Genomic DNA, 18,042 nt, shown 5'->3' on the forward strand with positions numbered 1-18,042 from the left:
CAGCCAGGTAAGTGCCGCGCCGCTCCTGCCGTATCCCTAGAACTGGAGGTCTACCCATGCGCACGTCCTTGCTGTCCTCGCTGATCGCCGCCGGCCTCTCCGCCGCCCTGAGCCTCTCCGCCCACGCAGCCCCCAAGACCGACTTCAGCGTCTGCTGGACCATCTATGCCGGCTGGATGCCATGGGAATACGGCGCCGCCCAAGGCATCGTCGACAAATGGGCGAAGAAGTACGACATCAACATTGACGTGGTGCAGATCAACGATTACGTCGAGTCCATCAACCAGTACACCGCCGGCCAGTTCGACGGCTGCACCATGACCAACATGGACGCCCTGACCATTCCCGCCGCCGGTGGCGTGGACTCCACCGCGCTGATCGTCGGCGACTTCTCCAACGGTAACGACGGCGTGGTGGTCAAGGGCAGCGGCAAGACCCTGGCCGATCTCAAGGGGCAGCCGATCAACCTTGTCGAGCTGTCGGTCTCCCACTATTTGCTCGCCCGAGCCTTGGAAAGCGCCGGGCTGAGCGAGAAGGACGTGCAGGTGGTGAACACCTCGGATGCCGACCTGGTGGCGGCCTTCCATTCCGCCGAAGTGAAGGCGGTGACCACCTGGAACCCGCTGCTGGCGGAAGTCGTCGCGGTGCCGGACACCAGCAAGCTGTTCGATTCCAGCCAGATTCCCGGCGAAATCATCGACCTGATGGTGGTCAACAGCGACACCCTCAAGGACAACCCCGCCTTCGGCAAGGCACTGGTCGGCGCCTGGTACGAAATCATGGCCACCATGAACGCCGACAGCACCGCCGGCAAGGCCGCCCGCGAGCACATGGCCAAGGCCTCCGGCACCGACCTGCCCGGCTACGAGGCGCAACTGGCGGCGACCAAGATGTTCTATTCGGCGAAGGACGCGCTGGCCTTCTACAACAGCCCGAAGCTGCCTGAAACCATGGACAAGGTGGCCGGCTTCAGCTTCGACCACGGCATTCTCGGCGAAGGCGCGAAGAGCGCGGACGCCATCGGCATGGCTTTCGCCAACGATCTGGTTACCGGCGACAAGGGCAACGTCAAGCTGCGCTTCGACCCGACGTATACCCGCATGGCAGCCGACGGCACGCTGTAACCTCGCCCGTAGGGGATTCGTTCGCCCGGTGCGGATGAACCCCTGCGGCTCAGCCCGATGGAGCCAAACCGATGCGCCTGATCAACCGCCATCCGGACCGGACGGGTCGTCTGGCCCTGGCGATCCTGCCGTTCGCCCTGCTGCTGTTCGCCTATTTCTCGGGCTCGATGGCACGCCTGGAGGACAACCCCAACGACAAGTTGCTGCCGAGTGCCGCGCAGATGGCCGATGCGGTCGATCGTCTGGCTCTCCAACCTGACAAGCGCAGCGGCGACTACCTGTTCTGGCGCGATACCGCTTCCAGCCTGCAACGCCTCGGTCTCGGCCTGGGCATCGCCGCCCTCGCCGCCCTCTGCCTCGGCATCGCCGCCGGCACCCTGCCGCTGTTCGGCGCGCCGCTGTCGCCGCTGCTCACGGTGCTGTCCATGGTGCCGCCGCTGGCGATCCTGCCGATCCTGTTCATCGTCTTCGGCCTCGGCGAGCTGGCCAAGGTCATGCTGATCGTCATCGGTATCACCCCGGTGCTGGCCCGCGACCTCGAACAGCGCGCCAGGGAAATCCCCCAGGAGCTACTGATCAAGGCGCAGACCCTGGGAGCGAACACCTGGACGCTGATTCTCCGCGTGGTGCTGCCGCAACTGCTGCCGCGCCTGCTGATCGCCCTGCGCTTGGTGCTCGGTTCGGCCTGGCTGTTCCTCATCGCCGCCGAAGCCATCGCCTCCACCGACGGCCTCGGCTACCGCATCTTCCTGGTCCGCCGCTACATGGCGATGGATGTGATCCTGCCTTACGTGGCCTGGATCACCCTGCTTGCCTGGGCCATGGACCATGGGCTGCGCCGCCTCGCGCTGGGCTGTTTCCCCTGGTACGAAGGGGCCAAGGCATGAGCTTCATCCAGGTTGAAAACGTCTGGCAGGAATATGGCGAGCAGGTGGTGCTGGAACGCCTGAACCTGTCGGTGGCCGAAGGCGAGTTCTGCACGCTGGTCGGCGCCTCCGGTTGCGGCAAATCCACCTTCCTGCGCCTGCTGCTCGGCCAGGAACGCCCCAGCCGCGGCCGCATCCTGCTGGACGGCGCGCCCCTGGCGGACGAACCGGACGCCAGCCGGGGCGTGGTGTTCCAGCGCTATTCGGTATTCCCTCATCTGTCGGTGCTGGACAACGTGACCCTCGGCCTGGAATTGCCGCGTGCGCCGCTGCTCGGCCGGTTGTTCGGCCAGGCCAGGCGCGAGGCGCGCGACCAGGCGGCGGCGATCCTCGAACGGGTCGGCCTCGGCCACGCCCTGGACAAGTACCCCAGCGCGCTCTCGGGCGGCATGCAGCAGCGCCTGGCCATCGCCCAGGCGCTGGTGATGAAACCGCGCGTGCTGCTGCTCGACGAACCCTTCGGCGCCCTCGACCCCGGCATCCGCAAGGACATGCATGCGCTGCTACTGGAACTCTGGCAGGAAACCCGGTTGACGGTGTTCATGGTCACCCACGACCTGTCGGAAGGCTTCACCCTCGGCACCCGCATCCTGGTCTTCGACAAGACCCGCCTCGACCCGCAGGCACCCAATGCCTACGGCGCGCGGATCACCTACGACATTCCGTTGAACAGCGACCGCCGCGCCGCGCGCGTGGCCGTCGATTGCTCGTCGGCCCGCCTCGCCGGCCTGCTGCAACCCCACTACCAAGGAGCCTGACATGAGCGCATCCCTCGCCCTGCGCCCGACCCTGTACGAAGAAGTCGTACCCGGCGGCGGCCATACTTCGTTCGTTCTCAAACGCGGCCAACTGCTGCGTCTCACCGACATCGAAGGCGGCGCCAACGTCAGCCTGCTGCTGCTCAATGCCCACGAAAAAAGCGAACGCCTGAACCTGCCTGACACCCTGAAGTGCCAGCACACCGCCAGGCTCACCGCCGGGCACTGCCTGTACTCGGACATGGGCCGCGTGCTCGCCGCCATCACCGCCGACACCTGCGGCTGGCACGACAGCTTCGGCGGCATACTGAATGCTGGGGAAGTCCGCGAGAAATACGGTCAGGGCCGCTACCAGGAACTGCGCAACGGCTTCTTCCGCAACGGCATGGACAACCTGTTGGTGGAAATGGGCAAGTGGAACCTCAACCTGCAGGACCTGCTGATGTGCCTGAACCTGTTCAGCAAGGTCTCGGTGGATGCCGACGGCTGCTTTCACTTCGAGCCGGGTAATTCCAAGGCCGGCGACTACGTCGAGCTGTACGCGCCGATGGACACCCTGGTGGTGCTCACCGCCTTGCAGCACCCCATGGACCCGAACCCGCATTACGCGCCGAAACCGGTCCGCCTGAGCTGGAGCAAGGTGGAGAGCGACGGCATCAGCGTGCTCTGCCGCACCTCGCGCCCGGAGAACAGCCGCGGCTTCCACAACACCGAACGTCTCTACCTCTGAGGGCCGCCGCCATGACCCTGACCCACAGCGAGAAGCACCCCGAAGCCACCCTGCGCCGTGACGTGATCGCCGCCGGCGAGCCGTACCTGACCGAAGTGAAAGCCGGCCAGACCGTGCGCATCCTCGATCTCGAAGGCAACCAGGCGGTGGACACGCTGTTCTACAGCGCCCGCAACCCGCGCGAGCGCTATGACGTGCAGCGCACGCTGCGCAAGCAGAACCGCGTCTACCTCACCACCGGCACGGTGCTCTGGTCGAACCTCGGCAACCCCATGCTGACCCTCGTCGCCGACACCTGCGGCCGCCACGACACCCTCGGCGGCGCCTGTGCCCAGGAAAGCAACACCGTGCGCTATGCCCTGGAAAAGCGCCACATGCACAGCTGCCGCGACAATTTCCTGCGCGCCAGCCTGCACGACGGCCGCCTGGAGAAGCGCGACATCGGCGCCAACATCAATTTCTTCATGAACGTGCCGGTAACGCCGGAAGGCGGCCTGACCTTCGAGGACGGCATCTCCGCCGCCGGCAAGTACGTCGAGCTGATCGCCCACATGGACGTCATCCTCCTGATCTCCAACTGCCCGCAGCTCAACAATCCGTGCAATGCCTACAACCCGACGCCGGCAGAGGTCCTGATTTGGGAATAAAAAAGCAGCGGCAAGCCTCAAGCGGAAAGCTCCAAGCGGCAAAGAGGGGTTGTCCGTGCAGATCTCTTGCAGCTTGAGGCTTGAAGCTAGCAGCTCGCTCTTCAACCACGGACGACCGTGGTGCAGATGACTATCGGCGGGACGGCCCGCCACCTTCGAGGACGCCTCGAATGTTCGACACATTGTTGATCGCCAACCGCGGCGCCATTGCCTGCCGCATCCTGCGTACCCTACGCGCCCTGAATGTGAAGGGCGTCGCCGTCTACTCCGAAGCGGACGCCGCCAGCCTGCATATCCAGCAGGCCGATGAAGCCCACAGCCTGGGCGAGGGCCCGGCCGCCGCCACCTACCTGGTGGTGGACAAGATTCTCGACGCCGCGCGTCGGAGCGGCGCCCAGGCCATCCATCCCGGCTACGGCTTCCTGTCAGAGAACGCCGCCTTCGCCGAAGCCTGCGAAGCGGCCGGCATCGCCTTCGTCGGCCCGACGCCCGAGCAGTTGCGCGTGTTCGGCCTCAAGCACACCGCCCGCGCCCTGGCCAGGGACCGCGGCGTCCCGCTGCTGGAAGGCACCGATCTGCTGGACAGCCTGGACGCCGCTCTCGCCGCCGCCGAGCGGGTCGGCTATCCGGTAATGCTCAAAAGCACCGCCGGCGGTGGTGGTATCGGCATGCGCGTCTGCCGCAGCGCGGAGGAACTGCGCGACGCCTTCGACGCGGTGAAGCGCCTCGGCCAGAACAACTTCAGCGACGCCGGCGTCTTCATCGAAAAATACATCGAGCGCGCCCGCCACTTGGAAGTGCAGGTGTTCGGCGACGGCCGGGGCGAAGTGATCGCCCTCGGCGTGCGCGACTGCTCGGTGCAGCGACGCAACCAGAAAGTGCTGGAAGAAACGCCCGCGCCCAACCTGCCGGCCGGCGTGGCCGAAGCGCTCTGCGCCGCCGCGGTCGAATTGGCCAGGGCGGTGAATTACCGCAGCGCCGGCACCGTCGAGTTCGTCTACGACAGCGAGGCCGAGCGCTTCTACTTCCTCGAAGTGAACACCCGCCTGCAGGTCGAGCACGGCGTCACCGAGCAGGTCTGGGGCGTCGATCTGGTGCGCTGGATGATCGAGCTGGCGGCTGGCGACCTGCCGCCGCTGGCCGAACTGGCGGCCACACTGAAGCCCAGCGGCCATGCCATCCAGGCGCGCCTCTACGCAGAAGACCCAGGCCGCGACTTCCAACCCAGCCCCGGCCTGCTCACCGCCGTGCGGTTCCCGGCAGCCGACGGCAAAACCCTGCGCATCGACACCTGGGTCGAAGCCGGCTGCGAGATACCGCCCTACTTCGACCCGATGATCGCCAAGCTGATCGCCTGGGCTCCCGACCGCGACCAGGCCCGCGCCGCGCTGGACCAGGCGCTGGACGGCAGCCTGCTCTACGGGGTGGAAAGCAACCGCGACTACCTGCGACAAATCCTTGCCGACGCCCCCTTCGCCAGCGGCTCGCCCTGGACCCGCTGCCTGGAGGGCCTGACCTACCGCGCCAACACCTTCGAGGTGCTCTCCGCCGGCACCCAGACCACCGTGCAGGACTATCCCGGCCGGCTCGGCTACTGGGCCGTCGGCGTACCGCCATCGGGGCCGATGGACGACCGTGCCCTGCGCCTGGGCAACCGCCTGCTGGGCAACCCGGAAGGTGCCGCCGCCCTGGAAATCACCATGAGCGGGCCAACCCTGCGCTTCAACACCGACGCCGTGGTGGCGGTGACCGGCGCCGAGATTCCCCTCGCCCTGGAGGGCGAGCCGCAACCCATGCACACCGCGCTGCGCGTGCCGGCCGGCACCACTCTCGCCCTCGGTACCCTGGCCGGTGCCGGGGCCCGCAGCTATCTGTGCCTGCGCGGCGGCCTGCAGGTGCCGGACTACCTTGGCTCGAAAAGCACCTTCACCCTCGGCCAGTTCGGCGGCCATGCCGGCCGTGCCCTGCGCGCCGGCGACGTGCTGCACCTGCCGCCGCTGACGGACCGCAGCGCGGGCAACAGCCTGCCCCCGGCGCTGCGCCCTATGCTGCCGGTTGTCCGCGATATCCGTGTGATCTACGGGCCGCACGGGGCGCCGGAATATTTCAGCGACGCCTACATCCGCACCTTCTTCGCCACCGACTGGGAAGTGCACTTCAACTCCAGCCGCACCGGCGTGCGGCTGATCGGCCCCAAGCCGGAATGGGTGCGCGAGAGCGGCGGCGAAGCCGGCCTGCATCCGTCGAACATCCATGACAATCCCTACGCCATCGGCGCGGTGGACTTCACCGGCGACATGCCGGTGATCCTCGGCCCGGACGGACCGAGTCTGGGCGGCTTCGTCTGCCCGGTCACGGTGATCGAGGCCGACCTCTGGCAACTCGGCCAGCTCAAGGCCGGCGACAAGCTGCGCTTCGTCCCGGTAGACATCGCCACGGCGCGGGAACTGGCCAAGGCGCGCAATGCGGAATGCGCCAACCTCCGTGGGAGCGAAGTCATTCGCGATCCCGGCAGCGCTGTTATCGCGGGTAAACCCGTTCCTGCAAGCCCCGTCGTTCTCGATCTCGGCCAGGACGATACCCGCCTGGTCGCCCGCCTCTCCGGCGATACCCATCTGCTGCTGGAGATCGGCCAGCCCGAGCTGGACCTGGTGCTGCGCTTTCGTGGCCACGCGCTGATGCAGGCCCTGGAGGCCGAGCGGCTCGCCGGCGTGGTGGACCTGACACCCGGCATCCGCTCGCTGCAAGTGCACTACCAGCCGGAAACCCTGCCCCTCGAACGCCTGCTGGCGGTGGTCGCCGGGCTCTGGGATGGCGTCTGCGCCGCCCGGGACCTCAAGGTGCCCTCGCGCATCGTCCATCTGCCGCTGTCCTGGGACGACCCGGCCTGCCGCCTGGCCATCGAGAAGTACATGACCACGGTGCGCAAGGACGCCCCCTGGTGCCCGAGCAACCTCGAATTCATCCGCCGCATCAACGACCTGCCCGGCCTCGACGAGGTGCATCGCACCGTCTTCGACGCCAGCTACCTGGTGATGGGCCTGGGCGACGTCTACCTCGGCGCGCCGGTGGCCACGCCGCTGGACCCGCGCCACCGGCTGGTCACCACCAAGTACAACCCGGCACGCACCTGGACCGCGGAGAACTCGGTGGGCATCGGCGGCGCCTATCTGTGCGTGTACGGCATGGAGGGGCCTGGCGGCTACCAGTTCGTCGGCCGCACCCTGCAGATGTGGAACCGCTACCGCGACGTCGCCGCGTTCGACGGCAAGCCCTGGCTGCTGCGCTTCTTCGACCAGATCCGTTTCTACCCGGTCTCGGACGAGGAACTGCTGCGCATCCGCCGCGACTTCCCCCTCGGCCGCTACCCGTTGCGCATCGAGCACAGCGAGCTGCACCTCGCCGACTACCAGGCCTTCCTGGCCAGGGAAGCCGAGAGCATTGCCGCGTTCCGCAGCCAGCAGCGCGCAGCCTTCGACGCCGAACGCCAGCGCTGGATCGACAGCGGCCAGGCCCATTTCGAGAGCGCGGAAGTCGCCGCCGACCTCGGCGAAGATAGTCCGCTCGGCGCCGGACAGCACGCTATCGAAAGCCATATCGCCGGCAACCTCTGGCAGGTGCAGGTGAATGTCGGCAGCGAGGTCAAGTCCGGTGACATTCTGGTCATCCTCGAGTCGATGAAGATGGAAATCCCCCTCACCGCCCCGCGCGACGGCGTGATCAAGGAAGTCCGCGTACAGCCCGGCTCACCGGTACGCGCCGGGCAACGGGTAGTGGTGATGGAAGAGGCCTGAATTGAAAGCATCTCGACGGAGAGATAGAGCACCGAACAGCAAGGATGCATCGACACGCACGTTCAACGCCCTCTCCCCCTTGGGGAGAGGGCTGGGGTGAGAGGCGGACTGGACCACAACACCGTATCTCCGCCCTCGCCCCACCCTTTCCAGCGAGAAAGGGAAACAGCCCCCAAAGGACGCCAACATGACCCACGAATTCGACCTGCGCCTCGATACCCTGCGAGCCGCCTACCGCGACGGCGCCACCACCCCGCGCCAACTGATCGCTGCGCTGCGCGAAAAGGCCGCCGCCCTGAACCTGGAATTCAACCTGTTCATCCACCTGCTGAGCCCGGACGAACTGGAGCCCTACCTCGCCGCCCTCGACGGCAAGTCGCCCGACAGCCTGCCGCTGTTCGGCGTGCCCTTCGCCATCAAGGACAACATCGACCTGGCCGGCATCCCCACCACCGCCGCCTGTCCGGCGTTCGCCTACATCCCCGAACGCTCGGCCACCTTGGTGGGCCAGTTGATCGCTCTCGGCGCGATTCCCCTGGGCAAGACCAACCTCGACCAGTTCGCCACCGGCCTCAACGGCACACGCTCGCCCTACGGCGAATGCCGCAACAGCGTGCACCCGGACTACCCCGCCGGCGGCTCCAGTGCCGGCTCTGCCCTGGCGGTGGCCCTGGGCGTGGCCAGCTTCGCCCTGGGCACCGACACCGCGGGCTCCGGCCGGGTGCCGGCGGCGCTGAACAACCTGCTCGGACTGAAACCCAGCAAGGGGCTGCTTTCCACCGCTGGCGTGGTGCCGGCCTGCCGCACCCTGGACTGCGTGTCCTACTTCACCGCCAGCGCCCGCGAAGCCAGCCAACTGCTAGCCCTGACCGCCCGCGTCGATCCGCACGACGCCTACGGCCGCGCCAATCCGCTGTGGAACGACGCCAGCGCCTTCGGCGTACCGCGCCCCTTCCGTTTCGGTGTGCCGAAGCAGTTGGAATTCCTCGGCTGCACGGAAAGCCCCGCACTGTTCGCCGCCACTGTCGAGCGCCTGAAAGGCTTGGGTGGCACGCCGGTGGCAATCGACTTCGCCCCCTTCCTCGATGCCGCGAAACTCCTCTACGAAGGCCCCTGGGTGGCCGAGCGCTACAGCGTGGCCGGCGAGCTGATCGAACAGCAGCCCGACGCCGTGCTGCCGGTGATCCGCGCGGTGTTGGCCAAGGCACCCGGCATCACCGCGGTGGACGCCTTCCGCGCCCAATATCGCTTGCAAGCCCTCAAGGCCGAATGCGATCGCCTCATGGCCGAGGTGGATTGTGTGCTGACTCCGGCCTACCCACGCCCGGTCACCTTGGCCGAGCTGCACGCCGAACCGGTGGCACGCAACTCGGACCTGGGCTGGTACACCAATTTCATGAACATGCTCGACTATGCCGCCGTGGCGGTGCCGGCCGGCTTCATGCAGACCGGACTGCCCTGGGGCGTGACCCTGTTCGGCCGCGTCTTCACCGACCAGTACCTGCTGAGCCTCGCCGACGCCCTGCAACGCTATACCGGCCTGCCGCTGGCCGGCGGACGGACGCCGCTACTCGCCGCGCCGAGCGGCACCGCCCGCCACGACCGCGCCCGGGTGGTGGTCTGCGGCGCCCATCTGGACGGCCTGCCGCTCAACTGGCAGCTCCGCCAGCGTGGCGGCCGATTGCAAGAAGCGACGCGCAGCTCGCCGGACTACAGGCTCTATGCCCTGGCTGGCGGCCCGCCCTTCCGGCCGGGGATGGTACGGGTCGCCGAAGGCGGCGTGGACATCGAGGTGGAGGTCTGGGAGCTGCCCAGCGCGGAACTGGGCTCATTCCTCACCGGCATCCCGGCGCCTCTCGGGCTCGGTAAGGTGCAACTGGCCGACGGCCGCTGGGAAACCGGGTTCATCTGCGAACCCTGTGGCCTGGAAGGCGCCGAGGACATCACCCACTTCGGCGGCTGGCGCGCCTATCTGCGTAGCAAAGGCTGAGCCCGAACCAAGCTCTTGTAGGGCCCGGCAAAGCGCCGCGGGCGGATAAATCCGCCCCTGCATCATGCTCCCGGGCTACGCCACACGCCGGTAGTTGAGAATCCGTCCCTTGAACGGAGACTCGGGGTCGTCCAGCACGTTGCAGTGATCGGCTTGCTGCTGATACCCCATGGCTAGCATGGCGCGACTGAAGGGGGCGCTGTTACCCCGGCCCGGATCGACGATCAGCACCTCGGCGCTCGGCTGGCTGTGGCGGGCGATGAAGCCTGCCAGCAGGCCCGGGTGGTCGCGCTCGTAGAGCAGATCGCTGCCGATGATCAGATCGAACAAGCCGAGCCCGGCGTATTCCAGCGCCCAGTCGCAACGCTGGAAGCGGATCGGCGGTAGCTCGTTGAGTATCGCGTTGCGCTGCAGGAAATCGCCGGCCAGCGGATGGTAGTCGCTGGCGGTGATGTCCGCCCCCAGCCGTTGCAGCACCAGGCTGCTCAAGCCGAGGCCGCAGCCCAGTTCGAGGATACGCAGCCCTTGTACGTGGTACCGGCTCATGGTCTGCGCCAGCGCCTCGCCGGATGGCCAGAGCTGGCCGAACAGCGGCCAACTGGCGGAAGAAATGCCCGCCGCTTCCGCACGTCCGTCACGGTCGGCGAACTGCTGCTTGTCGCGCAGCGAGCACAGATGAAAATCCTCGGCACCAACGCTGAGGGTGGAGTATTTGATGCGATAACCAGGCATGGGGCGCTCGGGCTGCTGAAAGGACGTCGCCGAAAGGGACAGATCAGCAAGGATGTCCCGCGCGGGGCGGGGCAAGTCACCGAGAAGGCACTTCAGGTGGGCCACGGTAGCGGTTTGCCCGGTCGCCCACAAGTTGGCACGACCGCTGGCGGAATTTGATCTGACGCATAAACCTGCCGAGAGACGTCTTGGTGGCGGAACGCTTTCTCGCTAGAGTGCGGTGCCAGGACGACGCCCGCCACCGCAAGGACTCGCCATGACGCTCACCCGCGACCAGGCCCAGCAACGGGCCGATGACATCCAGGCCTTCTACCGCGAGGTCGAACGCCTGCATCGCGAACGCGCCCTGCTGCTCGAACCCGAGCAGTTGGATCGCCTCGCCGAGCACCACCAGGGCCTGCTCGGCGAATACCGCAAGACCTACGACATCGACCAGGACAACCAGGCCAAGCGCCTGTCCCTGGGCATGCGCATCACTTCGCTGCTCGGCGCCCTGGCGTTGGCGGCCAGCCTGCTGTTCCTGTTCTATCAGTTCTGGGGGCTGTTCAGCGAAACCGCCCAGGTGGCCATTCTGGTCGGCGCGTCCCTGGGCAGCCTGCTGGCCACCTTCTGGGTCCGCAGCCGCGACGACTCCGGCTATTTCACCAAGCTGGCCGCCATGCTGGCCTTCGCCTGCTTCGTGCTGAACCTGGTCATGCTCGGCCAGATCTTCAACATCACGCCGTCGGACAAGGCCCTGCTGGCCTGGGCCACCCTGGGCCTGCTGCTGGCCTACAGTTGCGATGCGCGCCTGCTGCTGGCCGCCGGGCTGGCCGCCCTGCTCGCCTTCATCGCCGCGCGGGTCGGCACCTGGGGCGGGCTCTACTGGCTGGACATGGGCGAGCGCCCCGAACACTTCCTGCCCGCCGGCCTGCTGATCTTCGCCGTGCCTTTGCTGATCTCGCAGCAGCGCTACAGTGGCTTCGCCACGATCTACCGGGTTTTCGGCCTGCTTGCACTGTTCCTGCCGATCCTGCTTCTGGCCAACTGGGGCCGCGCCAGCTACCTGCGGCTCGACAGCAGCGTCATCGAAGGCGGCTACCAGGTGCTCGGTTTCCTGCTCGCCGCCATCGCCATCTGGCTCGGCAACCGCCGCGACTGGCCGGATGTAGTGAACACTGGGCTGACCTTCTTCGTCATCTTCCTCTACACCAAGCTGTTCGACTGGTGGTGGGAGAGCATGCCCAAGTACCTGTTCTTCCTCGTCCTCGGGCTGACCGCCGTGCTGCTTCTGCTGATCCTGCGGCGCCTGCGCCTGAACCATGGCCGCAACGGAGGGCAGCCGGCATGAAGGGACCGAATCGCACCTGGGGCCTTCTAGCCTGTTTCGGACTGGTTCTGGCGGCCAACGCCGCCGCGCTCGGCGGGGTCTGGCACAACCGCTCCGTCGAACCGGACAGCCGCCTGAGCCTGAGCGAACGCGAGTTGCGTCCGGCCTATTCGTTCGCCCGAGAGAACAGCGGCATCGCCCTGACCCTCAACTGGCGCCGGCCGAGCACGCCGGACAGCCCGCACGGTTACGATCGTGCCTCGTTGAGCGAAGAGCAGATGCTCGCCCTGGGTTTCAGCGCGGATGACTACGCCAGGGATTCGCGACAGCTATCGCGTGAGGTGCTGGTGGTGCTGGAGCTGGACGGCCCGGCCTACCAGGAGGAATTGCGCCGCCAGCGACAACGGCTGGAGCGGGCACAGGCACTTCTCAAGGCACGACCGACGGACACCGAACTGCAGCGACAATTGGAATTCGCCCGCACCTCCGTGGAGCAGGAACGGACCAGCGCGAGCCGCCTGTTCGCCGTCGATGTCGGTCTGGATCAGGACAAGCTCCGCCAGCGCTACCCGGACCGCCGCCGCTACGCCATCGTGCGTGCCCTGGTCCATCCCTGGTTCGAAGGCAATCCCCTGCGCCTGGCCGGCCAGGTCAGCCGCCTCAGCGTCGAGGAAATCCACGTGCCCTACGCCTGGCGCGAGCGCTTCCGCCAGCAGTTGGCGAAGGACAGCCGCCATGCCTATCAGGTCGAGGTCGCCATCGGTCGACGCATGGAGCCCTGGATCACCGCGGTGCGCCATCGGAACGACGCGGATTGACCGGTGCCCTCGGGCGAATAAATTCGCCCCTACAGGCCGTGCGGGAGGCGGATCCGTGGGAGCGAATTCATTCGCGAATAACCGGTAGCTCCCTTCGCGGATGAATCCGCTCCCACAGAATTGCTATTTGAATCGGCCGGGCAGGCCACTACCATGGCGCTCTCTTCCCGGCTCGCCTTGTACATGAACGACTCCCCCCGGCATTGCCCGCTCTGCGGCCAACCCAACGACTGCGCCCTGGCCAACGATGCATCCGGCCAGACGAGATGCTGGTGCTTCGATATAGATGTCGATCCCACCGCACTGGAGCGGCTCCCCGCCGAAAGCCGCGGCAAAGCCTGTCTCTGCCCCCGCTGCGCCCAAGGCAAGGCCGCCACCTCGCCCGACGATGGACAGGACGTCTGATGCGCCTGGACCGCTTCCTCGGCAACCTTCCCAACGTCAGCCGCCAGGATGCCCGCCGCCTGTTGGTCGAGCGCCGGGTACTGGTGGATGGCGAAGTCGTCGTCGATGGTCGGCGTGAGGTGCGGGTGTTCAACCGCATCGAGGTCGACGGCGCAGTACTGCAAGCCGGCAAGCCCGCGCGCTACTTCATGCTGCACAAGCCGGCCGGCTGGGTCAGCGCGACCCGGCACCCCGAGCATCCGACGGTGCTCGATCTGCTGGACGAAGCGGACAAGGACGACCTGCACCTCGGCGGCCGGCTCGACCTGACCACCACCGGGCTGCTGCTGATCACCAACGACGGGCTCTGGTCACGCCGCCTGACCCAGCCAACGACGCGCCTGCCGAAGGTTTACTACGTGGAAACCGAAGACCCGATTGCGCCGGAATGCGCCGAAACCTTCGCCAAGGGCCTGTACTTCGCCTACGAAGACCTCACCACCCTGCCCTCCGAACTGACCGTGCTCGACCGCCGCGCGGCGCGCCTGACGCTCTACGAAGGGCGTTACCACCAGGTGAAGCGGATGTTCGGCCACTTCCGCAACAAGGTGACGCGCCTGCACCGCGAACGCATGGGGCCGCTGGTGCTCGACCCCACCTTGCAACCCGGCGAATACCGGGCCCTGAGCCACGAAGAAATACTGGCGATCTAGAGGCAGCGGGCGCCTGAGAGCCTGTTTACGATCTGCTGTGCATCGCCAGCCCGGCCGGACTGCTCATTCACAGCTCGTAAAGTCGAAGCGACCCCAGCGCATCCTCGCCTACGCGGCCCGGCCTGTTTTCGTAGGGCCGCCGAGGCCTTGCATGGCTCTAGCCCGCTCGCAGAGCGTAAAAAGGCCCTGAGACGACCGCCCAGCCGAAAAGTCACGAACATTTCACAGAAAAGGCTTGCAGGTTACATCCCGTCCTGCTTGAATCAACTCGTCGGTCCAAACGTGACCGAGTAGTCACCAAAAAATATTCAGAAGTACCGCTCTCGCACTGCAGTTGGCGCCACTGGCGTCTTATCGGGACTGCCCAACCTGACGATGCGAACGCCACGTTCGATGGCGACTGTAACGTTTGGTTTCCCATCCGCGAGAACGTCCAACCAATAACAAAAACGCTGCGTCGGCCCTCTTCGTACAGGACCGTCCAGAGCCTCGCTTTGCCAAGGCATTTGCCTACCTGCCATTGACTCGTGCGACACGCCCTGTGCCGCACACGGACCAGACTGCTCGTCAGGAGTGATGTGCTATGAGGCCAGAAATCGCCGTGCTGGATATCCAGGGGCAACATCGGGTTTACACGGAGTTCTATCGCAGCGAAACCGCGGAGAAGACCATCGTTCTGGTCAACGGCTCGCTGGCTACGACAGCCTCTTTCGCACAGACGGTGCGTTACCTCCATCCGCACTTCAACGTAGTGCTGTATGACCAGCCCTATGCGGGGCAGTCGAAACCGCACAACCTCAACCACCACCCGATCCGCAAGGAAGACGAGGCCGCGATCCTGCTGGAACTGATCGAGCATTTCGCCGCCGAACACGTACTGTCGTTCTCCTGGGGCGGCGCGGCGACCCTGCTGGCGCTGGCCCAGCGTCCGCGGCGTATCGAGAAGGCGATCCTCAGCTCGTTCTCTCCATTGGTCAACGCAGCGATGCGCGACTACCTGGAACGCGGCGTCCAGGTCCTGGGAGCCTGTGATCGCCCTGGTATAGGCCACCTGATCAACGGAACCATCGGCAAGTACCTGCCGTCGCTGTTCAAGCGCTACAACTTCCGCCACGTGAGTAGCCTGGCCGAGCACGAATACGCGCAGATGCACTTCCACATCAGCGAGGTGCTGGAACTGATCAACGCCCAGTACTACACCCGCTGCGCCGACGCGATCGACATTCCGATGCTGTTCGTCAACGGCGAATGGGACGAGTACACCACGCCCGAGGATGCCCGGCTGTTCGGCACGCATCTGCGCAAGGCGCAGTTCCGCACCATCGACAACGCCGGCCACTTCCTCGACATGGAACATAAGAGCGCCTTGCAGCAGACCCGCGATGCCCTGCTCGGCTTCCTCCAATCCACCCCGAACCTGGCCAGACCCCGGCCCCTGGCTGTGGAAAGCCACGCACTGGCCAGTTGATCCGGCGTTACTCCAGACACGAAAAAGGGGAGCCCTGCTCCCCTGTCTCGTTGCCCCATCCCTCGATCACTGCGGCCGGATGTCCCCCTGCTCCCAGCGCGCCTCCCGGGCGGCCAGGGCCGAGGCGATATCCTCCAGTCGATCCGACTGAACCTGGCTCGGCAACGGGTCCAGCCCCACGCTGGCGAACACCTGCCCATAGGCATTGCGCAGCTCGGCGTAGGCCAGGTCGCGTCGCAAACGAGCCTGTAGCGTGTTCAACTCGCCCTGGATCAACTCCAGCTCGCCGATACCGTTGACCTGGTAGCGATTGCGCAGTTGCTCGCCGATGCGTTCGTCGAGCCCGGCCAGTTGCTGGCTGGTCTGGAACTGGCGCAGTGCTTCCTGGTAATTCGCGTTGGCCACGTAGAGCTGTGCCAGCACCGCCATGGACATCGCCTGGCGGCGTGCACTGGCCACTTGCTCGCCCGCCTTGGCGACATCGATGGCAGCCGGCGCGGACATCACGTTGAACAAGTTCCAAGTGATCTTCACGCCGTAATCGGCCCAGCTCTGGTTCACCAGGAACGAGTTGCTGTCGTAATGTCCACCAGCGGAGAACTCCAACCCCGGCAACAAGCGCAGCATGGCCTTGCGGGTCTCCGCCGCGCTGATGCGCGCCTGGTAATCCTGCTCGCGCAGCTCCGGTCGACTGGCCAGCGCTTCCTGCTCCAGGGTGTGGAGGTCGATCTTCAGCTCCGGCACCGGATAGTCGCCCTGCGACTCGGTCAGTTGGACCTCGGTACCCAGCGGCAGGTTGATCAGGGTTGCCAGTTCGGTTTTCGCCAGGGACAGCGCACGGCGCTGCTCCTCCAACTGACGGGTCGCCTCGATCAGGGCGCGCTGGTAGCTGAGCGCCTGCACCGGATCGCCGATGCGCTGCTCGCTCATCCGCTCGCTGTTGGCACGCGCCTCGTCCACCCGCGCCATCAGCGTGTCGATCTGGGTCAGCAGGCGCTCGGCAGCCAGTGCGCGCCAGTAGGCCGAACGTACGTCCTGGATGATGGTGTGCAGTACCTTGCGCCGCCGCTCCTGGACGATCAGACGCTGGTCGGCCTGCTGCTTGGCGCTGACATAGGCGACGCCGAAGTCCAGCACATTCCAGACCATGGTCAGGTCCGCCACCTCGCGGTCGCGATCCTGCGAGGTCGACGGTTCCAGGGACTGGGTACCGGTCCGCACGCTGCGGCTGCTGGAAGCACTGACATTGTTACGCCCGGCATAACCGGCTTCGGCGGCAATGCGTGGCAGCATGTCGAAGCGGGCGAGGTCCAGTTGGCGCTGGGCCACTGCCTCCTCCATTACCTTGAGGCGAGCCTCCAGGTTGTACTTCACTGCACGGGCCATAGCCTCGTGCAAGGTCAGCGGCCCGCTCAGGGGCTCCTGATCCTTGAACATCGCCGCCAAGTCCGCCTTGGCCCGCTGCTCGCTCTCGCTACGCTCGATCGGCTGGCTGGTAACCGCGCAGCCGCTGATGGCGAGGGCCAGCAGGCTGACCTTCAATGTGTTCCCAATCTGTCTCATCCTTGGCCGCCCCCTAGATACGGCTTTTTTCTGTCTTATTCCGCTCAGGCCTGCTGCCCTACTTGCCCCAACGCCCAGGCCAGATCGTTGATCCGGCGCTGCTCCTGGTCATTCAATTCCTGCAATTGCTGCCCGAGACTGGGCGTCCCGAAGGCGCCCCGCACACCGTCATTGATGTCGCTCCCTCCACGCCACTGCTTACCGTCGAATACACGCAGCAGGCTGTCTTCCTGCGGCACGTCGCGGTCGAACATCATCGACAGGGTGCTGCTGGTGAAAATACCGGCGTCCCCGCCGCCGAAACCCAGGAAGCCCTTGCCGCCGCCATCGCCGAAGCTGTCGTTGTTGAACAGTTGGGCGAAGAAGCTCGGCGCGATCGCACTGCCGCCAGTGAAGACATTGCCCAGGGTGGGCACATTGCTGCCCAGCGTAGGAATCTCGAACAGCGGCGGCGGCATGGTGGCACCCGGTACCACCGGTTTCGGCACCAGGGGCACCTCGATCGGCGACGGCGACGGCTGGATACGGAACTCCGGGTCACCGCTATCCGGCGATGCCGGCGCGTTCACCTGGATTCCCGCGGTCGAGGGCAGGCTGCCCAGTGCCAGGTTCGCCGCATTGCCCACGCTATCGCTGAGGCTCGCCCCGTTCGCGTCGATGGTCGAGCCCAGGGAGATGCCAGTCTGGTCTACCTGGCCGAAATCCACCTGGTAGCGGAAGGTCAGCACATTGCCGCCGGAGCCCGAAACGTAGTTCGCATAGACGGTACCGCCGGTATCCAGCTGGATAACGATACGCGGCACGCCGCCCGACGTATCCACCGTCACCGCGTCATCGAAAGCGACGGTGAACTCCAGCACCTGCCCCTGGATGTAGACCGCATTGGCCGGCAAGCCCACCGACGAAACGGCCGGCCCCGTGTTGTCCAGCACATAGGCTTCACCAGTCAGCCCGGCCGCCACGTCGTTACCCGCCTGATCGACGATTCCGGTGCCGGAACCGTTCAGGCTCAGCCCCAGGCTGCCGTCACCGCTCAGGCTGCCCACGGTGATCTGGAAGGTCTGCGCGTCCACCTGCACGATGGAC

Annotated in this window: 14 protein-coding genes and 1 pseudogene; 12 read left to right on the forward strand and 3 right to left on the reverse strand. The window is 66.2% G+C overall.

Annotation, left to right across the window (positions count from 1 at the left end; translation table 11 throughout):
- The first annotated feature begins 56 nt into the window (after nt 1-56).
- From BZL41_RS01175 to atzF, 7 genes are all read left to right on the forward strand, one after another.
- On the forward strand, nt 57-1,124 hold the full coding sequence (locus BZL41_RS01175) for a putative urea ABC transporter substrate-binding protein (RefSeq protein ID WP_084336450.1): 1,068 nt from the start codon (nt 57-59) through the stop codon (nt 1,122-1,124).
- A 71-nt stretch (nt 1,125-1,195) separates the two neighbouring features.
- Nucleotides 1,196-2,011, forward strand: coding sequence for an ABC transporter permease (locus tag BZL41_RS01180; protein ID WP_095597602.1), 816 nt, complete (start codon nt 1,196-1,198; stop codon nt 2,009-2,011).
- Nucleotides 2,008-2,808: an ABC transporter ATP-binding protein gene (locus BZL41_RS01185; protein ID WP_095597603.1), complete on the forward strand. Its 801-nt coding sequence runs from the start codon at nt 2,008-2,010 to the stop codon at nt 2,806-2,808. The genes BZL41_RS01180 and BZL41_RS01185 overlap by 4 nt, the downstream gene beginning before the upstream one ends.
- 1 nt (nt 2,809) lies before the next feature.
- Nucleotides 2,810-3,538, forward strand: coding sequence for an urea amidolyase associated protein UAAP1 (locus tag BZL41_RS01190; protein WP_095597604.1), 729 nt, complete (start codon nt 2,810-2,812; stop codon nt 3,536-3,538).
- Nucleotides 3,539-3,549: 11 nt separating this feature from the next.
- Nucleotides 3,550-4,185, forward strand: a complete 636-nt coding sequence (locus BZL41_RS01195) for an urea amidolyase associated protein UAAP2 (RefSeq protein ID WP_095597605.1) — start codon at nt 3,550-3,552, stop codon at nt 4,183-4,185.
- A gap of 170 nt (nt 4,186-4,355) precedes the next feature.
- Entirely contained in the window at nt 4,356-7,979 is a 3,624-nt protein-coding gene (uca, locus tag BZL41_RS01200; RefSeq protein ID WP_095597606.1) for an urea carboxylase, read from the forward strand.
- A 187-nt stretch (nt 7,980-8,166) separates the two neighbouring features.
- Nucleotides 8,167-9,969: an allophanate hydrolase gene (atzF, locus tag BZL41_RS01205; protein WP_095597607.1), complete on the forward strand. Its 1,803-nt coding sequence runs from the start codon at nt 8,167-8,169 to the stop codon at nt 9,967-9,969.
- A gap of 75 nt (nt 9,970-10,044) precedes the next feature.
- Here the strand turns inward: atzF and BZL41_RS01210 are convergent, their stop codons facing one another.
- Nucleotides 10,045-10,701, reverse strand: coding sequence for a methyltransferase (locus BZL41_RS01210; RefSeq protein ID WP_095597608.1), 657 nt, complete (start codon nt 10,699-10,701; stop codon nt 10,045-10,047).
- Between the two features lie 256 nt (nt 10,702-10,957).
- On the opposite strand from BZL41_RS01210, the gene BZL41_RS01215 reads away from it, so the two are divergent.
- From BZL41_RS01215 to BZL41_RS01235, 5 genes are all read left to right on the forward strand, one after another.
- Nucleotides 10,958-12,031: a DUF2157 domain-containing protein gene (locus BZL41_RS01215; RefSeq protein ID WP_095597609.1), complete on the forward strand. Its 1,074-nt coding sequence runs from the start codon at nt 10,958-10,960 to the stop codon at nt 12,029-12,031.
- Nucleotides 12,028-12,828 carry a DUF4824 family protein gene (locus tag BZL41_RS01220; protein WP_095597610.1) on the forward strand — a complete coding sequence of 267 codons (801 nt, stop codon included), beginning with the start codon at nt 12,028-12,030 and terminating at the stop codon, nt 12,826-12,828. Before BZL41_RS01215 ends, BZL41_RS01220 begins: the two co-directional genes overlap by 4 nt.
- Before the next feature lie 153 nt (nt 12,829-12,981).
- On the forward strand, nt 12,982-13,233 hold the full coding sequence (locus tag BZL41_RS01225) for a cysteine-rich CWC family protein (protein ID WP_371916464.1): 252 nt from the start codon (nt 12,982-12,984) through the stop codon (nt 13,231-13,233).
- Nucleotides 13,233-13,925, forward strand: a complete 693-nt coding sequence (locus BZL41_RS01230) for a pseudouridine synthase (RefSeq protein ID WP_095597611.1) — start codon at nt 13,233-13,235, stop codon at nt 13,923-13,925. The genes BZL41_RS01225 and BZL41_RS01230 overlap by 1 nt, the downstream gene beginning before the upstream one ends.
- A gap of 583 nt (nt 13,926-14,508) precedes the next feature.
- A complete protein-coding gene (locus BZL41_RS01235; RefSeq protein WP_095597612.1) occupies nt 14,509-15,393 on the forward strand; it encodes an alpha/beta fold hydrolase in 885 nt (294 codons plus the stop codon).
- Between the two features lie 66 nt (nt 15,394-15,459).
- Here the strand turns inward: BZL41_RS01235 and BZL41_RS01240 are convergent, their stop codons facing one another.
- Nucleotides 15,460-16,956, reverse strand: coding sequence for a TolC family protein (locus BZL41_RS01240; protein WP_095597613.1), 1,497 nt, complete (start codon nt 16,954-16,956; stop codon nt 15,460-15,462).
- 44 nt (nt 16,957-17,000) lie between these two features.
- Nucleotides 17,001-18,042 (reverse strand): annotated as a pseudogene (locus tag BZL41_RS28325) (hypothetical protein); the annotation flags it as partial.

Origin of the sequence: Pseudomonas sp. PIC25, from assembly GCF_002286785.1 — a bacterium.
In the GTDB taxonomy this organism is placed as follows: Bacteria; Pseudomonadota; Gammaproteobacteria; order Pseudomonadales; family Pseudomonadaceae; genus Pseudomonas_M.

Excerpts from the sequence above, each read along its gene's own strand:
- BZL41_RS01175 (WP_084336450.1), top strand. The coding sequence starts at position 57 with ATGCGCACGTCCTTGCTGTCCTCGCTGATCGCCGCCGGCCTCTCCGCC.
- BZL41_RS01180 (WP_095597602.1), top strand. The coding sequence starts at position 1,196 with ATGCGCCTGATCAACCGCCATCCGGACCGGACGGGTCGTCTGGCCCTG.
- BZL41_RS01185 (WP_095597603.1), top strand. The coding sequence starts at position 2,008 with ATGAGCTTCATCCAGGTTGAAAACGTCTGGCAGGAATATGGCGAGCAG.
- BZL41_RS01190 (WP_095597604.1), top strand. The coding sequence starts at position 2,810 with ATGAGCGCATCCCTCGCCCTGCGCCCGACCCTGTACGAAGAAGTCGTA.
- BZL41_RS01195 (WP_095597605.1), top strand. The coding sequence starts at position 3,550 with ATGACCCTGACCCACAGCGAGAAGCACCCCGAAGCCACCCTGCGCCGT.
- uca (WP_095597606.1), top strand. The coding sequence starts at position 4,356 with ATGTTCGACACATTGTTGATCGCCAACCGCGGCGCCATTGCCTGCCGC.
- atzF (WP_095597607.1), top strand. The coding sequence starts at position 8,167 with ATGACCCACGAATTCGACCTGCGCCTCGATACCCTGCGAGCCGCCTAC.
- BZL41_RS01210 (WP_095597608.1), bottom strand. The coding sequence starts at position 10,701 with ATGCCTGGTTATCGCATCAAATACTCCACCCTCAGCGTTGGTGCCGAG.
- BZL41_RS01215 (WP_095597609.1), top strand. The coding sequence starts at position 10,958 with ATGACGCTCACCCGCGACCAGGCCCAGCAACGGGCCGATGACATCCAG.
- BZL41_RS01220 (WP_095597610.1), top strand. The coding sequence starts at position 12,028 with ATGAAGGGACCGAATCGCACCTGGGGCCTTCTAGCCTGTTTCGGACTG.
- BZL41_RS01225 (WP_371916464.1), top strand. The coding sequence starts at position 12,982 with ATGGCGCTCTCTTCCCGGCTCGCCTTGTACATGAACGACTCCCCCCGG.
- BZL41_RS01230 (WP_095597611.1), top strand. The coding sequence starts at position 13,233 with ATGCGCCTGGACCGCTTCCTCGGCAACCTTCCCAACGTCAGCCGCCAG.
- BZL41_RS01235 (WP_095597612.1), top strand. The coding sequence starts at position 14,509 with ATGAGGCCAGAAATCGCCGTGCTGGATATCCAGGGGCAACATCGGGTT.
- BZL41_RS01240 (WP_095597613.1), bottom strand. The coding sequence starts at position 16,956 with ATGAGACAGATTGGGAACACATTGAAGGTCAGCCTGCTGGCCCTCGCC.